Source organism: Streptomyces sp. NPDC052773, assembly GCF_044547145.1.
Lineage (GTDB): Bacteria > Actinomycetota > Actinomycetes > Streptomycetales > Streptomycetaceae > Streptomyces.
In genome coordinates, this window is record NZ_JBITZX010000014.1 from 47,408 (window position 1) to 64,850 (window position 17,443).

At 72.5% G+C, this 17,443-nt stretch carries 18 protein-coding genes and 1 pseudogene; 7 read left to right on the top strand and 12 right to left on the bottom strand.

Going from position 1 to position 17,443, the window contains the following annotated elements; all coding sequences use genetic code 11:
- Positions 1-54 precede the first annotated feature (54 nt).
- Positions 55-1,182 (bottom strand): caspase family protein, encoded by a 1,128-nt coding sequence (locus ACIG0D_RS27045; protein ID WP_399805790.1) that lies wholly within the window; start codon positions 1,180-1,182, stop codon positions 55-57.
- A complete protein-coding gene (locus ACIG0D_RS27050) occupies positions 1,179-2,363 on the bottom strand; it encodes an alpha/beta fold hydrolase (protein ID WP_399805792.1) in 1,185 nt (394 codons plus the stop codon). The genes ACIG0D_RS27045 and ACIG0D_RS27050 overlap by 4 nt, the downstream gene beginning before the upstream one ends.
- A gap of 125 nt (positions 2,364-2,488) precedes the next feature.
- Here ACIG0D_RS27050 and ACIG0D_RS27055 point away from each other — a divergent pair, with 125 nt between their 5' ends.
- Positions 2,489-3,871 (top strand): cation:proton antiporter, encoded by a 1,383-nt coding sequence (locus ACIG0D_RS27055; protein ID WP_399805794.1) that lies wholly within the window; start codon positions 2,489-2,491, stop codon positions 3,869-3,871.
- Between the two features lie 90 nt (positions 3,872-3,961).
- Here ACIG0D_RS27055 and fxsT read toward each other — a convergent pair whose 3' ends face one another.
- The 5 genes and pseudogenes from fxsT to ACIG0D_RS27080 all read right to left on the bottom strand — a co-directional run bounded on the left by fxsT (position 3,962) and on the right by ACIG0D_RS27080 (position 13,184).
- Entirely contained in the window at positions 3,962-8,581 is a 4,620-nt protein-coding gene (gene fxsT / locus ACIG0D_RS27060) for an FxSxx-COOH system tetratricopeptide repeat protein (RefSeq protein WP_399805796.1), read from the bottom strand.
- Positions 8,582-9,634: an AAA family ATPase gene (locus ACIG0D_RS27065; RefSeq protein ID WP_399805798.1), complete on the bottom strand. Its 1,053-nt coding sequence runs from the start codon at positions 9,632-9,634 to the stop codon at positions 8,582-8,584.
- Positions 9,635-9,645: 11 nt separating this feature from the next.
- Positions 9,646-11,178, bottom strand: a complete 1,533-nt coding sequence (locus ACIG0D_RS27070) for a hypothetical protein (RefSeq protein ID WP_399805800.1) — start codon at positions 11,176-11,178, stop codon at positions 9,646-9,648.
- 171 nt (positions 11,179-11,349) lie between these two features.
- Positions 11,350-12,768 (bottom strand): annotated as a pseudogene (locus ACIG0D_RS27075) (polynucleotide kinase-phosphatase); the annotation flags it as partial.
- A gap of 182 nt (positions 12,769-12,950) precedes the next feature.
- Entirely contained in the window at positions 12,951-13,184 is a 234-nt protein-coding gene (locus tag ACIG0D_RS27080) for a hypothetical protein (RefSeq protein WP_399805802.1), read from the bottom strand.
- A gap of 243 nt (positions 13,185-13,427) precedes the next feature.
- Between ACIG0D_RS27080 and ACIG0D_RS27085 the strand changes: the two genes are divergently transcribed.
- Positions 13,428-13,676 carry a helix-turn-helix domain-containing protein gene (locus tag ACIG0D_RS27085; protein WP_399805804.1) on the top strand — a complete coding sequence of 83 codons (249 nt, stop codon included), beginning with the start codon at positions 13,428-13,430 and terminating at the stop codon, positions 13,674-13,676.
- On the opposite strand, the gene ACIG0D_RS27090 is transcribed toward ACIG0D_RS27085, so the two are convergent.
- Entirely contained in the window at positions 13,673-13,852 is a 180-nt protein-coding gene (locus ACIG0D_RS27090) for a hypothetical protein (RefSeq protein ID WP_165996261.1), read from the bottom strand. The genes ACIG0D_RS27085 and ACIG0D_RS27090 overlap by 4 nt on opposite strands.
- A 214-nt stretch (positions 13,853-14,066) precedes the next feature.
- Between ACIG0D_RS27090 and ACIG0D_RS27095 the strand changes: the two genes are divergently transcribed.
- Together ACIG0D_RS27095 and ACIG0D_RS27100 are read left to right on the top strand one after the other, a co-directional pair.
- Positions 14,067-14,333, top strand: a complete 267-nt coding sequence (locus ACIG0D_RS27095; protein WP_399805807.1) for a GntR family transcriptional regulator — start codon at positions 14,067-14,069, stop codon at positions 14,331-14,333.
- Between the two features lie 34 nt (positions 14,334-14,367).
- A complete protein-coding gene (locus ACIG0D_RS27100; RefSeq protein ID WP_399805809.1) occupies positions 14,368-14,544 on the top strand; it encodes a hypothetical protein in 177 nt (58 codons plus the stop codon).
- Between the two features lie 61 nt (positions 14,545-14,605).
- Here the strand turns inward: ACIG0D_RS27100 and ACIG0D_RS27105 are convergent, their stop codons facing one another.
- Positions 14,606-14,968: a hypothetical protein gene (locus ACIG0D_RS27105; protein ID WP_399805811.1), complete on the bottom strand. Its 363-nt coding sequence runs from the start codon at positions 14,966-14,968 to the stop codon at positions 14,606-14,608.
- Positions 14,969-15,057: 89 nt separating this feature from the next.
- Here ACIG0D_RS27105 and ACIG0D_RS27110 point away from each other — a divergent pair, with 89 nt between their 5' ends.
- Together ACIG0D_RS27110 and ACIG0D_RS27115 are read left to right on the top strand one after the other, a co-directional pair.
- The gene (locus ACIG0D_RS27110; RefSeq protein WP_399805813.1) at positions 15,058-15,261 is read left to right on the top strand and encodes a hypothetical protein; all 204 of its coding nucleotides are present in this window, start codon (positions 15,058-15,060) and stop codon (positions 15,259-15,261) included.
- 9 nt (positions 15,262-15,270) lie between these two features.
- Positions 15,271-15,468, top strand: a complete 198-nt coding sequence (locus ACIG0D_RS27115) for a hypothetical protein (protein WP_399805815.1) — start codon at positions 15,271-15,273, stop codon at positions 15,466-15,468.
- A gap of 216 nt (positions 15,469-15,684) precedes the next feature.
- On the opposite strand, the gene ACIG0D_RS27120 is transcribed toward ACIG0D_RS27115, so the two are convergent.
- Both ACIG0D_RS27120 and ACIG0D_RS27125 read right to left on the bottom strand, forming a co-directional pair.
- Entirely contained in the window at positions 15,685-15,906 is a 222-nt protein-coding gene (locus ACIG0D_RS27120) for a hypothetical protein (RefSeq protein ID WP_399805817.1), read from the bottom strand.
- Positions 15,903-16,127, bottom strand: a complete 225-nt coding sequence (locus ACIG0D_RS27125; RefSeq protein ID WP_399805819.1) for a MarR family transcriptional regulator — start codon at positions 16,125-16,127, stop codon at positions 15,903-15,905. The genes ACIG0D_RS27120 and ACIG0D_RS27125 overlap by 4 nt, the downstream gene beginning before the upstream one ends.
- 45 nt (positions 16,128-16,172) lie before the next feature.
- Here ACIG0D_RS27125 and ACIG0D_RS27130 point away from each other — a divergent pair, with 45 nt between their 5' ends.
- The gene (locus ACIG0D_RS27130) at positions 16,173-16,511 is read left to right on the top strand and encodes a DUF6233 domain-containing protein (RefSeq protein ID WP_399805821.1); all 339 of its coding nucleotides are present in this window, start codon (positions 16,173-16,175) and stop codon (positions 16,509-16,511) included.
- Here the strand turns inward: ACIG0D_RS27130 and ACIG0D_RS27135 are convergent.
- Positions 16,508-17,395 (bottom strand): Ku protein, encoded by an 888-nt coding sequence (locus ACIG0D_RS27135; protein WP_399805823.1) that lies wholly within the window; start codon positions 17,393-17,395, stop codon positions 16,508-16,510. The two genes, ACIG0D_RS27130 and ACIG0D_RS27135, sit on opposite strands and share 4 nt — an antisense overlap.
- Positions 17,396-17,443: the final 48 nt, after the last annotated feature.

The window sequence follows — 17,443 nt, forward strand, 5'->3', positions numbered from 1 at the left end:
TTCCATCATGGCCATTCATGCCCGCATCTGAAACCGTACGATCACGCCACCTGATCATCCGTGACCGCCGGTGTTCCGTCCCCGTGCCTCCAACTCCCGTAGCGCGGCCCTGAGTTCCGTCTTGAGAGCGGGGTCGTCGTCGAGGGCGATCACGGCGTCGTACAGCTCCCACAGGGCCGCGGGGTGGCGCCGGGCGAGGGTGTTGAGGAGGGTGGTGGCCTCCGTACGGGCCTTGGTGTGACGGGGCAGCGTCGCGGTGACGCGGGAGCTCAACTGAGCGATCAGGACCTGCCGTTCGACGGGATCCGTCATCAGCGGATACGCGAGCAGCGCCTCCACGGCGCGCAGCAGCGGTGAGACCTCGCGCTCCCCGTCGGCCGGCCCGGCCGGGCCGGCCGACGGCAGGATCTCCACACGCTCCGCACTCTGCAATCGGATCTCGGGATGCTGAAGAGTACGGCCCTCCTTTCTGAGGGCTGCGAGGCGTTCCCGGACGGCGGGAAACAACTCCTCCGGATCGGGCAGCCCCGGCAGCACGGCGGTCCGCCGCGCGAGCAGGCCGAGCAGGACGTCGGAGAACAGCCCCGTGGCGCGCACCGGGTCGTTGGCGGCCACCCGGCCGCGGCCCGCGGCGCGCAGCACCGTCTGCCGGTGGGCGAGATCGCGCCGCCCCACCGGGAGGGCCTGCGGCGGCAGCGGGTCCCGGAAGTTCAGCGCCTCCTCGAAGGTCTCGCAGGCGTCGACGATCCACAGCTGCTCGGCGAATCCGGTGACGGCGTCCCCGGCGTACCGGGTGAGCGCGGACTCCAGGTCGATCCCGACCTTGTCGGAGGTGGTGGCGTCGGCGCAGAACAGCCGCAGCCCGCCGGCCCGGTCCAGCACGCCGTGCCCGCCCCACCACACCCACAGCACGTCCCCGGGCTCGGCGGGCAGTTCCCGGACCAGGACGCGGCGCAGGGTGGCGTGGTCGGCGGGCGCGTACGGCACGTCGGGGACGTACGGCGCGAGCGGCGCGAGGTGCAGCCGGAGCCGGTGCTCGGGCACCCCGGCCGCCCGCAGCAGCCGGTGGAAGGTGACGGCGTCCCGGGCGGGCCCGGGCAGGTCCCAGCCCTCCCCGGCGTCGTACCGCTCGATCCCGACGATCAGCGCCCGCACCCGGTCCGGGTCGACACGGCCGGTCACGGCAGCCGCTCCACGATGTGCCGGTACACGTCCGGGTTGGTCCAGTACGCGCTGTGCGAGGCCGGGAACGGCTGGCGGCTGTCGACGGCGATGTCGGTGACCCGGCCGGGGAACAGCGGGCCGCCCAGATAGGCGAGGAGGTCGCGCGGGTCGTAGAGATTCAGCCAGTCGGGGACGTGCGGCGGCAGGGGCGCGGGGTGCTCCAGCGAGGGCAGGGAGCCGGACTCGTAGAGGAACGGGCCCTGCGAGCCAGCGGTCACCAGCAGCCGTACGGCGGGCAGCGGTTCGGTGATCAGCGTGTCCAGGGCGATGATCCCGCCGAGGCTGTGCCCGAGGAGGACGACGGGCGGCTCGAGGCCCGCGACCAGGTCGCGCAGGTCGGCACGGACGGCGGCGCCGCGGGTGAGGTAGCGCAGGATGTCCCCGGCGGCCGGGTGGGCGGCCTCCGTCAGGGCGCGTCTGCGGCGCAGCGCGGCACGGGAGGCCGCCGCACCGGCCGTACGGGCCAGCAGGGAGCGCACACCGCGCTCCGCGCCCCGGGGTGGTGCGCCCAGGGCCACCGCCAGGCGCTCGGCGACCGCGTCCCGGACGTCGCCGGCCGGCACCAGCGGGGCGTCCGCGTCGAGAGCCTCGGCGATCACCCGGGCGGTGAGAGCGCGGCCCGCGAGGGCGGCCAGCTCCTGCGGGGTGAGGGCGTCGGCGGCCTGCCCGAGCAGCGGATGCCCGGCCAGCTCCCGAGCGGCCCGGGCCAGCCCCTCGCCCAAGTCCCCTTCTTCAACGTGGACTCGAGTGGCGAGGGCGGACAGGCGGGCGCGGAACTGCTCCTCCGGCGGCTGGTGGCCGGGGGGCCGCTCGACCGCGGGTGGCGCGGCGGCGAGGGCCAGTTCGGCGTACGGGTCGGCGTAGAGGGCGGCCCAGGCGGCGACGTCGGCGTCGGTGCCGGAAGCGTCGGGGTGGTGCGGGGTCTCGGCGAGGGCGGGGCCCCGGCCGGTGGCGCCGGGGGCCGGCGGGAGACTGGCGCCGGCGGCGGCGAGCGTGGCGCCGTGCGCTCCGCCCCAGTAGTACGGCACGATACGTAATCCCTCGCGCAACGCGGTCAGCCCGGCCGCCACGCGCCCCGCCAGCGCAGAGAAGCCCGGTTCGCGTACGCCCGTGCCATGGATGAAGACGACCGCTGTCATGTGCCCCCCGTGAGCCCGGCCCCGGGCCGTGTACGACTTCCGTCGAAACGTCAAATCAGCAGTATTGTAGGGAAGTTGACGCACGTTCTACCCCGACGACGACCACCGGACACCGGGGAGACACCGTGAGCCCTGACGCGTTGATCGCGCACTTCGTAGGTGCCTCGGCCCTGATCCTGGTGGCCGCCCACGCCGGGGGCTGGCTCGCCCGGCGCCTGAAACAGCCTTACATCGTCGGGCAGTTGGCGGCGGGCATCGCACTCGGGCCCACCCTGCTGGGCGCGCTGGCGCCGGAGGCGTACGACGCCCTGTTCCCCGACGCGATCAAGCCGGCGCTGACCGGGTTCGCGCAGTTCTCGCTCGTGGTGTTCCTGTTCGCGGTCGGTTACGAGCTGGATCTGAAGCTGCTCGGCGACCGCGCGCGTACGGCGGTGATCACCGCGCTGGCGTCGTTCGTGGTGCCGATGGCGGTGGGCTGCGGCTGTGCGCTGCTGTTCCAGGACTGGCTGCACGGGCTCGGCATGCCCCGGCAGCTCACGCCGTCCATGGTGGTCTTCGCCGGGGTCGCGCTGTCGATAACGGCCGTGCCGGTCCTGACCGCCATCGTCCGGGAGAACGGGCTGGCACCGACCGTTCCCGGCGTGGTCGCGGTGTCCGCGGCCGGGCTGCTCGACGTGATCGGCTGGACGGTGCTCGCGGGAGCGCTGCTCAGCAGCGGGCACGAGCAGTCGCTCGGCTGGGCGTGGCGGGCGCTGCTCGCCGTCGGCTTCGTCGCGCTGATGGTGGTCGTGGCGCGGCCCCTGCTGCGGTGGCTGCTGGGGCGGATCCGGCTGGAGCCCTCGCTGCGGCTGGCGCTGCTCATCGGGTTCGCGCTGGGCTCGGCGTGGGTGACGCACACGCTGGGGCTGCATGTGATCTTCGGTGCGCTGCTGGCCGGGGTGGTGGTGCCGCGCGAGAAGGGCGGCACGCTCGATCCGGACCTGGTCCGGCCGTTGCACGACGTCGGTTCGCTGCTGCTGCCGTTCTTCTTCGTGATCTCGGGTCAGTCGGTCACGCTGAAGGGCGTCGACGGGGCGGGCTGGCTCACCCTGCTGGTGGTGACCGTGCTGGCCGTGGTCACCAAGGTCGGCAGCGGCACCCTGGCGGCACGGCTGAGCGGCCTCGACCGGGACGACGCGCGCACCGTCGGCGTCCTGTTGAGCGCCCGCGGGCTGACCGAGCTGATCGCCCTGAACGCCGGTCACCAGGCGGGCCTCCTGAGCCCTCCCCTGTACACGGTGCTGGTCTTCATGGCCCTGGCGACGACGCTCCTCACCCAGCCGATGCTCCACCTGGTCCGCCACCTGGCCATCAGGCCGGCCCCGGAGCCCCAGCCGACCCCGGCGCCTCAACCGGACCCGGCACCTCAGCCGACCCCCTCCGCGGCCGGCACGCCGAGCCCGGTCCCGGGCGACCCGACGGCCCCGACCCCGGCTCCGGCTCCGGCTCCGGCTCCGGAAGTGACCTGACCGCTGCCCCTGGAAGGCCCGGCCGGACGGTCCCCCGGACCGCGGCCCTCCGCCGCGGTCCGGCCGTCGCGCTCCCCGCCGAGCCGGGTCTCACAGCGGCATCGGGGCGAGGTCGCACTCGATCCGCCGCCGCTGCCGTGCCTCCAGGAGCCAGGGGTGGTCGGCGCGGACGACGCGCGCGAGGCCCTCGACCGCCTTGCGTTGCAGTGCGTCGGCCTCGGCGCCGAGGGCCAGGCCCCGCAGGTCCAGGGCGAGGTTGGCGGTGCAGGCGAGGGTCAGGGGGTGGTTCTCGCCGGCGACCTCGGCCAGCAGCGGCAGGTTCGCCTCGTCGAGGGCGCGGGCCTGCTCGAAGTCCAGGGAGGCGTAGACCGTGTTGGCCTGGCCGAGCCCCACGGTCAGCGTCATCACATGCCGCGGCCCCACCGTCTCGGTGAGCCGGCGCGCCGCCACCTCCTCCAGCCCGCGCGCGGTGTCGAGGTCGCCGAGCGCGCGCAGGGTGGCCGCCAGGTTGGCCCGGGCCATCTGGGTGTAGGGGTGCTGTTCCCCGAGGCGGGCCGCGTAGCGTCCCACGGCGTCCTCGCCCAGCCTGCGCGACCGGTCGAGGTCGCCCATGAGGCGCTGGTCGACGCAGACGTTGTTCTCCGTCGCGAGGGAGTCGGCGTGGTCGAGCCCGTAGCGGGCGGCGAAGCGCCGCAGGGTCTCCGCGCTCAGCTCGGCGGCCTCGGTGAGCGCACCGTCGCGGCGCCGGCAGACCGCGAGGTTGCGGGCGATCCGCAGGGTCAGCGGGTGCTCGTCGCCGAACGCCTCGCGCGCCCGCCGGTAGACGTCCTCCTGAAGGTCGCGGGCGCCGGGGTAGTCGCCCGCCTCCCGCATGTCGACCGCGAGTCCGTTGAGGCTGTTGAGGGTGAAGTAGCTGCTCGGCCCGTACAGCATCTCGCGCTGCCGGGCGGTCTCCTGGTCCAGTGGCAGAGCCTCGCGGAACTGGCCGAGCAGCCGCAGGTCGATGCCCAGGCTGTGGGCGGCCCGCAGGGTGGTGGGGTCGTCCGGGCCGAACTGCGACCGGGCCAGGTCGGTGGCCTCCTTGCTCAGGTCCCGGGCCTCGTGGAACCGGCCCTGCTGGCGCCGCGCGTCGGACATCTCGACCAGGCCGTCGATGAGTTCCTCCGGCTCGACCTCGATACGGCGGGACACCTCCAGGGCCCGCTCGGTGATCGGGACGGCCTCGGCGATCTGCCCGACCTGGCGCAGCAGGAACGCGAAGGACTTCGCCATGCGGATGACGAAGATGTCCTCCTCGCCGGAGGCCGCGAGCCAGGCGCTCCACACCTGCCGGCCGTATTCGGCGGCGCCTTCGTGGTCGCCCCAGACGTAGAGGAAGAGCACCGTGTCGTAGACCAGCTCGCGCACGAACCGGTCCGTGCTGGTCAGCGCCTGCGAAGCGAGGACGTGCGGCAGCAGCGCCTGGTAGTGGCGCCATTCCACGGACGATCCGTAGTTGCCCGGCTTGGCCGCCGAGAGGAGCTGGTGGGCGGCGTTGCGCATGCGTTCGCGCTCTTCGGGCTCCAGTTTGCCGAGGAGCACGGTCTGCAGCAGCCGGTGCATCTGCAGGGTGTCGGTCCGCGGGTCGACCTTGATCAGGGAGAACTGGCTGAGGTCACGGATGGCGCGGTTCAGTTTGATCGGCTCGCGCAGCAGCGGGTCGACCTCGGGCGTGATGTCGATGCCCCGGCTGGCGCGCAGCATGGACCGCGGGATGGGCTCGGGGGCCATGCTGGCGCAAATGTCGAGGAGTTGCCGGGCGCCGGGGTTGTTCTCCTTGATCCGCTCCAGGGAGATGTCCCAGGCGGCGGCGACGGACAGCTGGTAGTCGGGGGCCGGTTCGAGTTCGAGGATCTCGGGGCTGCGCTGTTCGAGGAGTTCGAGGTATTCGTCCACCAGCATGCCGGTCACCGCCCGCCAGGCACCGGCCTGTTCGACCGCGAGCGGCAGGTCGCCGAGGGCCTCGGCGAGCCGGTTGGCGTCCTCGGTGGACAGGTCGGGCGAGCGCTTCTGGAGCAGCTCGATCGACTCCTCGCGTTCGAAGACGTTGACCGACAGCGGGGTCGCCACGCGCTCCCACGCCCGGTTGCGGGAGGTGACGATGACCTTGCCCGGCCCGTTGGTCGGGAAGTAGTTGCGTACGGCCTCGATGTCCTCGGCGTTGTCGAACACGAGCAGCCAGTTGTCGTAGGGGGCGCCGCTGCGCAGCGCCTCCAGGACGGCGGGCACGGCCGTGTTGGCGGTGGGGGTGCCCTCCTGGCCGGACGGGGCGACGCCCATCTGCGCGGCGAGCGTGGCCAGCGCGGCGAGAATCAGGGACTCCCGCTCGGCGGGGATCCAGCAGATCACCTTGTACTCGTGCAGGTGGGTGTAGATGTACTCGAGCGCGAGCTGTGACTTGCCGACCCCGCCGAGGCCGTGCAGCGCGTGCGGCAGCACGGCCGCCGTGTCCTGGGCGCTCAGCTGCTCCTCCACGGCCCGCAGCAGCGCCTGGCGGCCGACGAACGAGTTGTTCCGCAGGGGAACGTTCACCAGAAGGGCCGGCGTTGCGGTCGTGGTGCGCTGCATGAGCGGCTCAGCCTCCGGGGCTTCGTGTGGGGTCGCTTCGGTTACCGGGCTCGGCACGGGTTCTCCAGGTGGATCGGGCGGATCGGGTGGGGCGGGGACGTTCGCCCCTGGATCACTGCCTGGTCCGGCGCCGGATGATCCCCCGCCACCGTCAGGATTCACCACACTGGGTGCAATTCCCGACAAACCAGAGTAGGTGTCCGCCGCCACCCGTTCGGAGGCCGCGGGCGCGGTCCTGGAGAGGTTGGGTTCGATCCGTTTCGCGCGTTCGGAGTACGGCCCCGACAACGCCCGCATGACGGCCAGTTCGCTGCGCGCCCAGGCCCGCTCGGCCGGGTCGGGCAGCCGTGCGCCCAGCGGGTCGCGCAGGGCGGCGCGCAGCGCGACCCCGCGCTCGCCGGCCGCGGGCAGTTCGCCCACCACGCTGACGGTCCGGGCGAGTTGGGTGCGGGTGGTGGTGGCGAGCAGCGCCTCGCGCACCCCTTCGGCGAACTCGGGGCGGCCCTCGCCGCCGCTGTCCCAGTCGATCAGCCCGCCCATCAGGATCTCGGCGAGGTGATCGGGGCCGGTCTCCGGCATGGTGCGCCGCCGCAGCTGCTCCACGAGGTCGAAGTCGAAGGGCACGGCGGCCAGTTGGGTGGCGAGGCGGCGGGCGGCTGGAGTGGCGAGGGTGAAGAAGCGGCGGACGGCCGCGGCGGCGGCGCGCGGGAGGCGGGGCGCGCGCAGCCCGGGCGCGGGCGCGCCCTTGGTGAGGGTGCCGGCGAGGACGACGGGCAGGGCGCGGCGCACCCCGCGGTCGCCGGTGACGAGGTCGGCCCAGGCGGCGAGGGAGCCGGGTTTCAGGGACAGCACGGGCACCGGCACGGAGTCGTCGCCCGCGTCGGGCAGTGGCCGCAGCGGGTCGGGGCCGCCGGGCGGCGCCCAGTGGCCGAGGCTGCCGTTGGCGGCGCCGAACCCCCCGGCCTCCAGGACGGCCGGGTAGGGGTAGAGGCTGGTGCGGTGGCGCAGATGGGGCGGCAGCAGATGGACCAGGGCGGTGGGACCGGCCTGGGCGAGGCGGCCGAGGAGGGCGTCGGCGGCGGGGGCCGCCCAGCCGTGCGCGAGTCCGTCGGTGACGACGAGGAAGACCCGGCCGCCGCGGCCGTCGAGGAGTTCGGCGGGGTCGGCGGCGGCCCGGCCGGCGCCCCAGCGCAGGGTGGCGGTCCCGGTGCGCGGCACGTTCACCCGGACCGCGCGCACCCCGCGGAACGCGCCGCTGTGTTCGGCGGCCTCGGTGAGGCGGGCGGTGGTGTCCTCCCAGATCCGCATGGTGGGTGCGTCGTCGACGAGCAGCACCAGATCGAAGGCGGAGGTCCGGGCGGGGCGCAGGAAGGGCATCCACATGCCGTCGACGACCCCCTGCTCGGCGGTGGTCTCCTCGTCCAGTTCCAGGGTGTCGCGGGAGGGCACGCGCCGGGCCAGCCGGTGCAGGGCGCGGGCGAGCAGGGCCGTGGGCCGGCCGGGCGCGGGCTGCGCGGTCTCCGGTTCGGGGAGCAGCGGGCGCGCCAGGTGCAGGGTGAGCGGCCCGCCCGGTTCGGGGACGGGTAACCGGCGTACGGCGGTGGCGGGCCCGGCGGAGGGCGCCGGCCGTTCGCCGGGCGGGCGGGGGCCGCGGTCGCGCGCGGGGTGGGTGTCCGGGTCCGGGGTGGGGCGGGCGTCCGGTGTGCGAGGGGTGTCCGGGTCGGGCTGCCCGGTGGTGGGGTCCTCGTCGGCGGGGGGTGTGCGGGGGCGCGCGGCGTCCTCGGCGACGGGTCCCTCGGGGCGTGGTCCGTCCCCGGTGTCCTCGCGGCCGGTCCCGGCCGGGCCGCCGTACCGGTCCCAGTAGGCGGCGAGCCAGACGGCGTCGGCCACCTCCTGCCAGCGCGGCGGGAGTTCCGCGTCGGGGTACGGCGGCGAGAGGTCCGGGGAGTCGCGTTCCAGGGTGGCGTGCGGCGAGCCCGCGTCCTCGCTCGCGTACGCGTCGGGCTCGGGGCCGGACTCCGGGTACGCCGAAGGAGGCGACGAGCCCGAGGCGTGGGCGCTGTCGCCGGGTCCGGATGCGCGCTCCCTGGGAAAGCCGTTCATTCAGCGGCCCTTCGCGAGGTCGCGGAGGAGCATTTCCACGAGCCTAACCCCGTGACCGTCGCTCTGGAAACCACCCGCCGTAGTCATATGGACAGCGTTCAGTAGCTGGTCCAGGGAGTGGGTGCCCCCCGCCTGGACCCGCTGGACGAAGAGGTCGACCAGCTCCTCGGTGCCCTGCGGACGCATGCCGAGATGTCCTTCCACCATGGCCAGAAGTTGCTCCCTGGTGGGTACCCGCATCTCCAGCGGCAGACAGCGCCTGCGGAAGGCCGCCGGGAACTCCCGCTCCCCGTTGCTGGTGATCACCACGATCGGGAACTCCCGGCACTCGACCCGCCCGTCGCGCACCATGGCGTGCCCGCCGGGGTCGCCGGTGTGGACGCGGGCGACCCCGGCGGCGTCACGCACCAGTTCCGGGACGTCATAGCTTCCGTTCTCCAGGACGTGCAGCAGGTCGTTCGGCAGGTCGATGTCGCTCTTGTCGAGTTCGTCGACGAGGAGCACACGGGGACGATCGTAGGGCAGAAGCGCCGTGCCGAGCGGGCCCAGCGTGATGAAGTCTCCGAGAACAGGGGGGAGTTGAGCTTCACTGTGTTCGGACTCCGGGGCCACCGCGTCGCGCAGTCCGGCCTGCCAGGCGGCGATGGCCTGGGCGCGGCCCATCGCGTCGTGGCTGTAGAGGCCGTCGCGCAGGGTGGTGCGGCTGACCACGTTCCACTCCAGGACCCGGCCGAGCCCCAGCTCACGGGCGATCACATAGGCCAGCGTCGACTTGCCGACTCCGGGCGGGCCCGTGACCAGCAGCGGGCGGCGCAGCAGCAGGGCGGCGTTGACGGTGTCGATCTCGTCCTGGGCGAGCTGCGGGGTGATCTCGCCGGGGCCGAGCCGGCGCTCGGCGGCCTCCGGGTCGTCCGGCGGCGCGGGCTGGAGCGGGCCGCCGCGGAACCGCCGCCAGGGCGGGGGCTCGGGCAGCGCCGGGGGCGTCTCGGGCGCCCGGCCGGTGGCGTGGAAGACGCGCCAGCCGCCTGGTTCCGTGTGCTCCTGCACGGTCATCCCGGTGCCTCCTAGCTGGCGAGGTCGTCGTGATCGAGGGGGTGGATGTCGACCAGGCGGGTCGGGTCATCCCAGAAGAAGGCGATATGCCGTCCCAGCAGATGGGGCTGGCTGTGCACTTCGGCCTTCTGGCGGAGGCGGTGGATGGCCCGGGGTATCTGCGCCGGGGTCGGTACGGACGCGAAGACCGCCGTGACGACCTCCCTGCGCTCCTCCACGAACACCCCCCTGCGGTCCCAGACCGCGAGTCCTATGCCTTCCGCTATGGCCGCCTTCAGCGCCTCCAGGGCGAAGGCGTCCGCCGGTGCGTCCAACACCACCGCCGTATGTCTGGCTTCCCCGGCGAGGGCCAGCTGCCACGCGTCGAGGCGCTGTGCGTCCGGTTCGCTCCAGCCGTGCACGGTGACGCCCTGCCGCCGCAGGGTGGTCCAGCGCTCGCGCCACTGGTGCCGGACCAGGACGTCGTCGGTGCGCATCCTTTCGAGGCTGCGCAGATGGACGCCGTATTTGACGCCCAGCGGGAGTGGACGACCGTCGCCGGAGCGCAGCCGTAATCCAGCGACATCGTGGTTGAGGAGGTCGTACGGAAGGACGAACTCGATGTACGCCGGCGGCTGTTCGCGTCCACCCGCGTCGGGGGTGCGCTGGTCGGCCCAGAGCCGGGCGCCCCGCTGGAGGGCGGCCTCCACGGCCCCGCCGAGGGCTTCGAGGGTGGTGACGACGGGCTCCTCGGGCTGCGGGTCCCAGTATCCGGCGACCGTGTTGAGCCAGGCGCGGACGACGACCTCGCCGGAGCCGTCCCGGGCGGGTTCGACGGCGATGATCAGGCAGCGGGGGATGTCGGGGTCGGCCGGTCCGGTGGGGCGTTCGGCGCGGCGCCTGCGGACCGCGTCGGTGAGTCCGGCGCGCTGGGCCCAGGTGTCGACCCAGGCGGTGAAGGCGGCGTGGTGGGTGGGCGAGAGCCGGGCGGCGTGGTCGAGGAGGAGGACGGCGGGCGGGAGTCCGTCGGGCTGGGCGTTCCACTCGGCGACGTGGGTGAAGAGCTGTTCGGGGGTGAGTCCGGCGGGGATCTGGAGGCCGTTGAGGTCGCCGACCAGTCCGTCGCGCAGCCGGGTCGCGGAGATCTCCCCCTGGGCTCTGGCCAATAACGCGCGGGCGGTGCTCTCGTCGTGGGTGGAGAGCGGGCCGGGCAGGACCGGGGCGGGCGGGGCGGCGGCGGCCTCGATCAGCCGGCCGAGTTCCGCGGCGGCCGGGGCGCCTTCGAAAATCCTCACCACCGTCACGAGTACGCGCTCGCCGTGCGGCACGTTCAGCGCGACCCGCGCCAGGGTCACCGCGTCCTCACGCTGTTTGACACCCCGGATGTCGACCGGCCGGTCGAGGTGTTCGGCGAGGACCTCCGCGAACCGGGTCCGCTCCTGGGGATCGGCCATACAGCTCAGCTCGCACAGCGCGTCGGTCAGCCGTAAGAGGAGTTCCAGGCCGCGGGCGCGCGCGGCCTCGTCGTCCGGCTCGCCCGCCGCACCGAAACCCGCGCCTGTCACCACCGACTTTCCCCCTGAGTCGGTTACGCCTGCCTGACCGACCGCGAAGTTAGCACGGCAACCAGCGGTTAACCAGGGACGAGTGGGACCGGGCCGACGGGATCGACGGGTCCGGCCGAGATCGCCCCCTTCACGGGGGGCGACCTGGCCAAAAACCGCCGTCGGACCGGCTCAGAGCCGGGGGTCGACCGGCTCGGACTCCAGTGCGAGCACCGCGAACACCGCTTCGTGCACCCGCCACAGCGGCTCGCCGTCCGCCAGCCGGTCCAGGGCCTCCAGGCCGAGGGCGTACTCGCGGATCGCCAGCGACCGCTTGTGGTTCAGGAACCGCTGCCGCAGCCGGGCGAGGTTGTCCGGGCGGGTGTACTCCGGACCGTAGATGATCCGCAGGTACTCCCGGCCACGGCACTTGATGCCGGGCTGCACCAGCCGCCCCTGCGCGTCGCGGACCAGTGCGCCGACCGGCTTGACGACCATGCCCTCGCCGCCGCGCCCGGTCATCTCCAGCCACCAGTCGACTCCGGCTCGCACCGACTCCGGGTCGCCGGTGTCGACGTAGAGCCGCCGCGTGGTCTGGAGCAGTCCGGTGGCGTCGTGCTCCACCAGCCGGTCCAGCAGGGCCAGTTGCTCGTCGTGCGGGAGGCCGGCCAGGCTGCGGCCCTCCACGGCGAGGATCTGGAAGGGGGCGAGGCGCACGCCGTCCAGGCCGTCGGTGGTCCAGCAGTAGCGGCGGTACGCCGTGGTGAACGCCGCCGCGTCGGCGGCCCGTTCACGCTGCCGGTCGAGCAGGTCGCCGACGCCGACCCCGCGCGCGGCGGCGCCCTCCAGCGCCGACAGCACGCCCGGGAACACCGCACCGGAGGCGGCGCCGACCGCGGCGTACTGGCTGCGCAGCAGCCCGGACGCCTTCAGCGACCACGGCATCAGCTCGGCGTCGAGCAGCAGCCAGTCCGTGTCCAGCTCCGCCCACAGCCCGGCGGCGCCGACCGCCTCCCGCAGCCGGCCGAGGATGGCCTCGGTGACCGTCTCGTCGTCGAAGAAGGGACGGCCGGTACGGGTGTAGAGCGAGCCGGTCGGACCGTCCACCCCGAACCGCTTGCGGGCGGCGTCCGCGTCCTTGCACACCAGGGCGACCGCCCGCGAGCCCATGTGCTTCTCCTCGCACACGACCCGGGCGACACCGTCCCGGGCGTACTGCGCGAACGCCTCCGCCGGGTGCTCCAGATAACCGTCCTCGTGGCTGGTCGCCGTCGGGGCCATGGTCGGCGGGAGGTACGGCAGCAGCCTCGGGTCGATGGCGAAGCGGCTCATCACCTCCAGGGCGGCGGCCCCGTTCTCCTCGCGCACCGAGATCCGGCCGGCGTGCCGGGTCTCCACGATCCGCCGGCCCTGTACGTCCGCCAGGTCCAGCGGCCGTCCGTCGTGCCCGCCGGGCGCCTCGCCGCGCAGCGGCTTCACCGGCTCGTACCAGACCCGCTCCGCCGGTACGTCGACCAGCTCCCGCTCCGGCCAGCGCAGCGCGGTGAGCTTGCCGCCGAACACGGCGCCGGTGTCCAGGCAGATGGTGTTGTTCAGCCAGGTGGCCTCCGGGTGAAGTGCGCATTCGAGGGTCCGAAGTGCCATCACGCCTCTGACCAGCAATGCATTGACCGACTTAGTCGAACATTGAAGAGCGTAACCGAGTAACCTGGCGCTCCCCGAGGACTCCCCCGCTTCCCTGGCTCCCCAGACGCTCCCCAGAATCCCACCCCGCTCCGGCTCCCCAGCAGGCGTTACTCGAGCCCCAGTTGGCCGGGCCGGTAACTGGTTCCGTCGCGTTCCGCTGCGGCCTTCCGCTGCTCTTCCATCCGCAGTACACATTCCGCGCAGGCCCGGACGTCCTGGAGGCCGCCAGCTGGGGGCCGAATCGTCTTGACGTGTGCCGTGGGCAGCTCACCCCTGCCGGGATGGCGGAAGCAGACCCCTGGACTCCACTCGTACAGGTCGAGGATCTGCTGTCGCTTCATGGTCGTTCTCCTGGTGATGTCGGCCGGCTGGGAGACATGGGGGGGCATTGCCCGAATTCCCCCGGCGGGTTGCTAAACACCCAGCTCAAACACGGTTCACCCGATCAGGTGAACAAACGTTCGATCCCTGGACAGTACATCGAGCCCTGCGGCATATGCCAGATCGCCGCAGGGCTGGCACGTCATGCGAAAGCGACAGTTTAGGTACTGACACATGATCGACTCGACCCGTTGGTTTGTCGAGTGCCAGCCCGCCGACATCCCCGCCCCGACTGGGTCCGCTCCGAGCAACTCGCCCTCGGCGACCGCATCGCTGAACGCCGCCGAGCCGCCGGCCTGTCGCAGGACCAGTTAGCCGCCCTGATGGGGGTAGAGCGGCGTACCGTCCAGCGGTACGAGCGAGCTGTCAGCGACCCGCGGTACGCGGATCTCCTGCTGATCGCCCGGGCGCTGGACGTTCACCCCGCCGACCTTCTCCCCCCGCGCGACTAATCGCACCCGCTTACCTTGTGCGCGGCCCGGTCCAGCCGCTGGCGCCAGGCGCGGTACAGCTGCTCTCCGGTGCTGCACCGCTGGTCGATGTCGCGGCAAGCCCAGCAGCGGGTGGCGTGGTGGGTGTAGCGGGCGTAAGCCTCCTGCGGTGGGGCGAGCCGACTGGCAGCTGCCACGGTCGGCGCACTTCCGGCTGGGGGTGTGGCGTCTCTACTCTCGTCCACGTCGACGCACCGCCTTGTGCTCGTCGGCCATGCCCCCGGGCCGCGGGCCAGCGGTCGCGGGGGTCCTGCAATTGCAGGCTACGCCGACTTGTATCGCCCTGTCTCGCTACGTGTCGATACGTAGCTCGTGGTGCTGACCTGTAGGGGCTTGCCTAGCGTCGGGATCATGGCCATGGATCCAGACGCTGAGATCGACCACGAGGGCCCGGTCACCCCGTACCGGCAGCTTGCCGAGATTTTGAAGGCGCGGATTGCGCGTGGGGACTGGGCGGAGGGCCGGCCGATCGCGTCCGAGACGCGGCTGGTGCAGGAGTACGGGCTGGCCCGGACGACGGTGCGGCGGGCGATCGCCGTGCTGGTCGAGGAGGGCGTGGTGTGGACGGTGCAGGGCCGCGGCACCTACGTGGGCCAGCCGCCCGCGGAGAAGTCATAGCCCGCTGTCAGACCCGGCGGCTACGCTGATCGCCATGTCCGCCACTCCCCCGCCCGTCGGCGCGCGGCCTGCTGAGGTCGTTGATGCGGAGATCCGTGCGCTGCTGTTGTCGACGGGCGGCTGGCTGTGGGGGCCGACGCGGCAGCGGTACGAGGCGCTGCGGGATGAGTGGGTGGAAGCCGTGCGCGGGGAGATGACCGCCGCGGCGTAGAGTGCACAACGAAGCCCCGGCCTGCTTTCCTCAGGCCGGGGCTTCGTTCAATCCGCCCAGGTCAGGGCGTGGGCTGGACGACGGCGAGCAACGCACGCAACTGGTCAGTGGTCAAGTCGCTGCGCACCTCGTGCGTGACGTCGATCCCGGCCCTACGCAGGCCGTCGAACAGGCTGGTGCGCTGCGCCTGCTCCTCGTACTGCTCGGGGGTGTACAGCCGCTGACGGGCGCCGTACTGGCTGTCCTCGACGCCGGTGTCCCGGTGGAAGCGGTCGCGCAGCTCGCGCCCGTCCTCGCGGGCGACGTACAGGTACTTGCGGCCGACACGAGAGATGGTGACGGGCTCATCCCCCCTGTAGCGGTTGCCGGTGGCCAGTATCAACTTGTCGCCGACCTTGACGTCACCGAGTCCATTGGCGGTCATGCCGCATTCTCCCTCAAGTGTGGGTGGTTAACCACCCACATAGTGGCATCCTCTGGACGGGTGGTCAACCACCCGTGCATGATGGCTCTATGGCGAATCAGCACCGGAACAAGCTGCGCGGCGTGCGCGGAGTCGACGACGAACTGTGGGACGACTTCGGCACCGCAGTTGCGCGCGTCGACAGCGACCGGTCAGCCGAGATCCGCCGCTTCATGGAGTGGTACGTCCGCCGCCACGGCGCCGAACACCCACGGCGGCCAGCCGCACCCGAGGCCACCGACGACGCCACGTAGGATCCGCCCGTGAGCGACATACAGTTCCCCGACGCCCTGCTGGACCTGGAACGCGCCGCCTGGGAGGAGATCCAAGCCGGGCATCTGACCGTCGACACCGCGGCGGCCGTGCAGGATGCCGTGACCGCGCACGCCAACGAGGCCGGGCTGTCGCGGTACGACGTCGAGATGGAGCTGAAGAAGGCCGTCCGGCACAGGGAGGGCTGACAGCAGTCCGCCCCGGTGCATCACGCCGGGGCGGGACCAGCAGCAGCAACCCGACTTGTCTCGGGTGCTAGGTGTCTTCACTGTACGGGCCGGCACTGACAGCGCCGGGCCGCCGCGAGGACAGCACGTAGGTGCCCCCAGGGCCTGGGTCGGCGAAGTCAGCCTCCGTATCCTCGAAGCCGTCCTCTTCTGCTGCCACCGGTTCTTTCTCATGGATCATGCGGGAAGCATGGCAGAGGATTGGGCACCGCCTGGCCACTCCGTCAACGTCTCGCCGGTCGCCTCGTCGACGAGGGTGACGCGGGCGCCGGGCCTGCCGCACTGACCGACGAGGCTCGCGAACTGGCGGCGGGCGACCGGCTCGTCATCCCACCAGCCGTGCAGCGTGGGCCGGCCCGCGAGGATCAGGGTGACGTGGTAGCGGCCGGGGCTGGTCACAGGAGCCGGATTCCGCGGGACCGGCGCGGCTCGCGCGCGATGGCGCCCTTCGTCTGCAGCTCGACGAGCTGGTAGTGGACGGACGCCCGGCTGGTCATGCCGACATGCTCGCCGATCTCCGCGACCGTGGGGGCCTCGCCGCGGTCGGTGATCTGCTCGCGGATGTAGCGGAGGATGCGCTTCTGGACGGGGGTGAGGTAGTCGACGCGGTGCCTTGCCATGCCCCGATTAGAGCGCCTGTTCGATTTTTGGTGCAAGCTGGAGTCGTGGACGACCTGCCGCCTGACCTGCCCCGGCTCCGCACGCTGGAGACGTGGCTCGTCTACACCCTCGACCGGGTGCGGCGGCAGATCGCGGACGCCGAGCGGCGGGAGGCGGAGCGGCAGCGCGGACTCGCCGCCCGGCCGGCGCCGCCCGACTGGCTGCTCGAGCTGGGCCTGAACCAGGACTCCCCGCCGGTACAGGTGCACGTCGGCGGCTGCTGGAACGCCGGGAAGCGGACGCGCGGTATCAGCCGGGACGACGCGCTGCGGGCACTCGCCGACGGGGTCAAGGCCTGCTCGGCATGCCGACCCGACTCGGAGCTGGGGTTCCTCGACGGCTAGGCGCTCCGCGGACGCCGAGCGGTCGTCTTCTCCGCCGCGGTCTTCTTGGCAGGCTGCTTCTTCGCCGGCTTCTTAGGCAGCTCGTGCACCTCCGCGTCTTCGCCGCGGGAGGCCCGCGCCTTGCTGACGGACTCCTGGAGGGCGGACATGAGGTCGACGAGCTTGGCCGGCTGCTCCGGCTCCGGCACCTCAGGCGGTTCGCGGTCTTCGCGCTTGGCCTCGATGATCTGGGCGATGGCCTCGGTGTACCGGTCCTGGAACTCGTCGCCCTCCAGCTCGTCGACGGTGAGGCTGTCCATGAGCTGCAGCGCGGCCTGGACCTCGTCGTCGGACAGCTCGACGGGCGGGGGCAGGAGTTCGGTGGGGTCGCGGATCTCGTCGGGCCAGCGCATCGAGTGGAGGACGAGCACGTCGTCACGGACCCGCAGCAGGCCCAACCTCTCGCGTCCGGACCAGGCGTACTTCGCGACGGCGACCCGGGAGGAGCGGCCGAGTGCCTGGACGAGGAGCTTGTAGGGCTTGGCTGCGACCTGCTCGCGCGGCTGGAGGTAGTAGCCCTCGCCGATCCGGATCGGGTCGACGGACTCCAGTGGCACGAACGCGACGATCTCGATCGCCTTCGCGGTCGGCAGCGGCAGGTTGCTGAGGTCTTCGTCGGTGATCGGGATGACGCGCTCCTTCGTGAGCTCGTAGCCCTTGCCGATCTCCGACTGTGCGACCTCACGGTCCTCCAGCTCGCACACCTTCCTGTAGCGGACGCGGCCCATGTCCTCGAGGTGGTACTGGTGGAACTGGATCGAGTGGTTCTCGGTGGCGCTGACCACGTTGATCGGCACGGTGACCAGGCCAAAGCTGATGGCGCCGGACCAGATGGTGCGGGGCATGAGGGGACCTCCAGTGCCTGCCCCGAGCAGGGTCCAGCCTATGGCGGG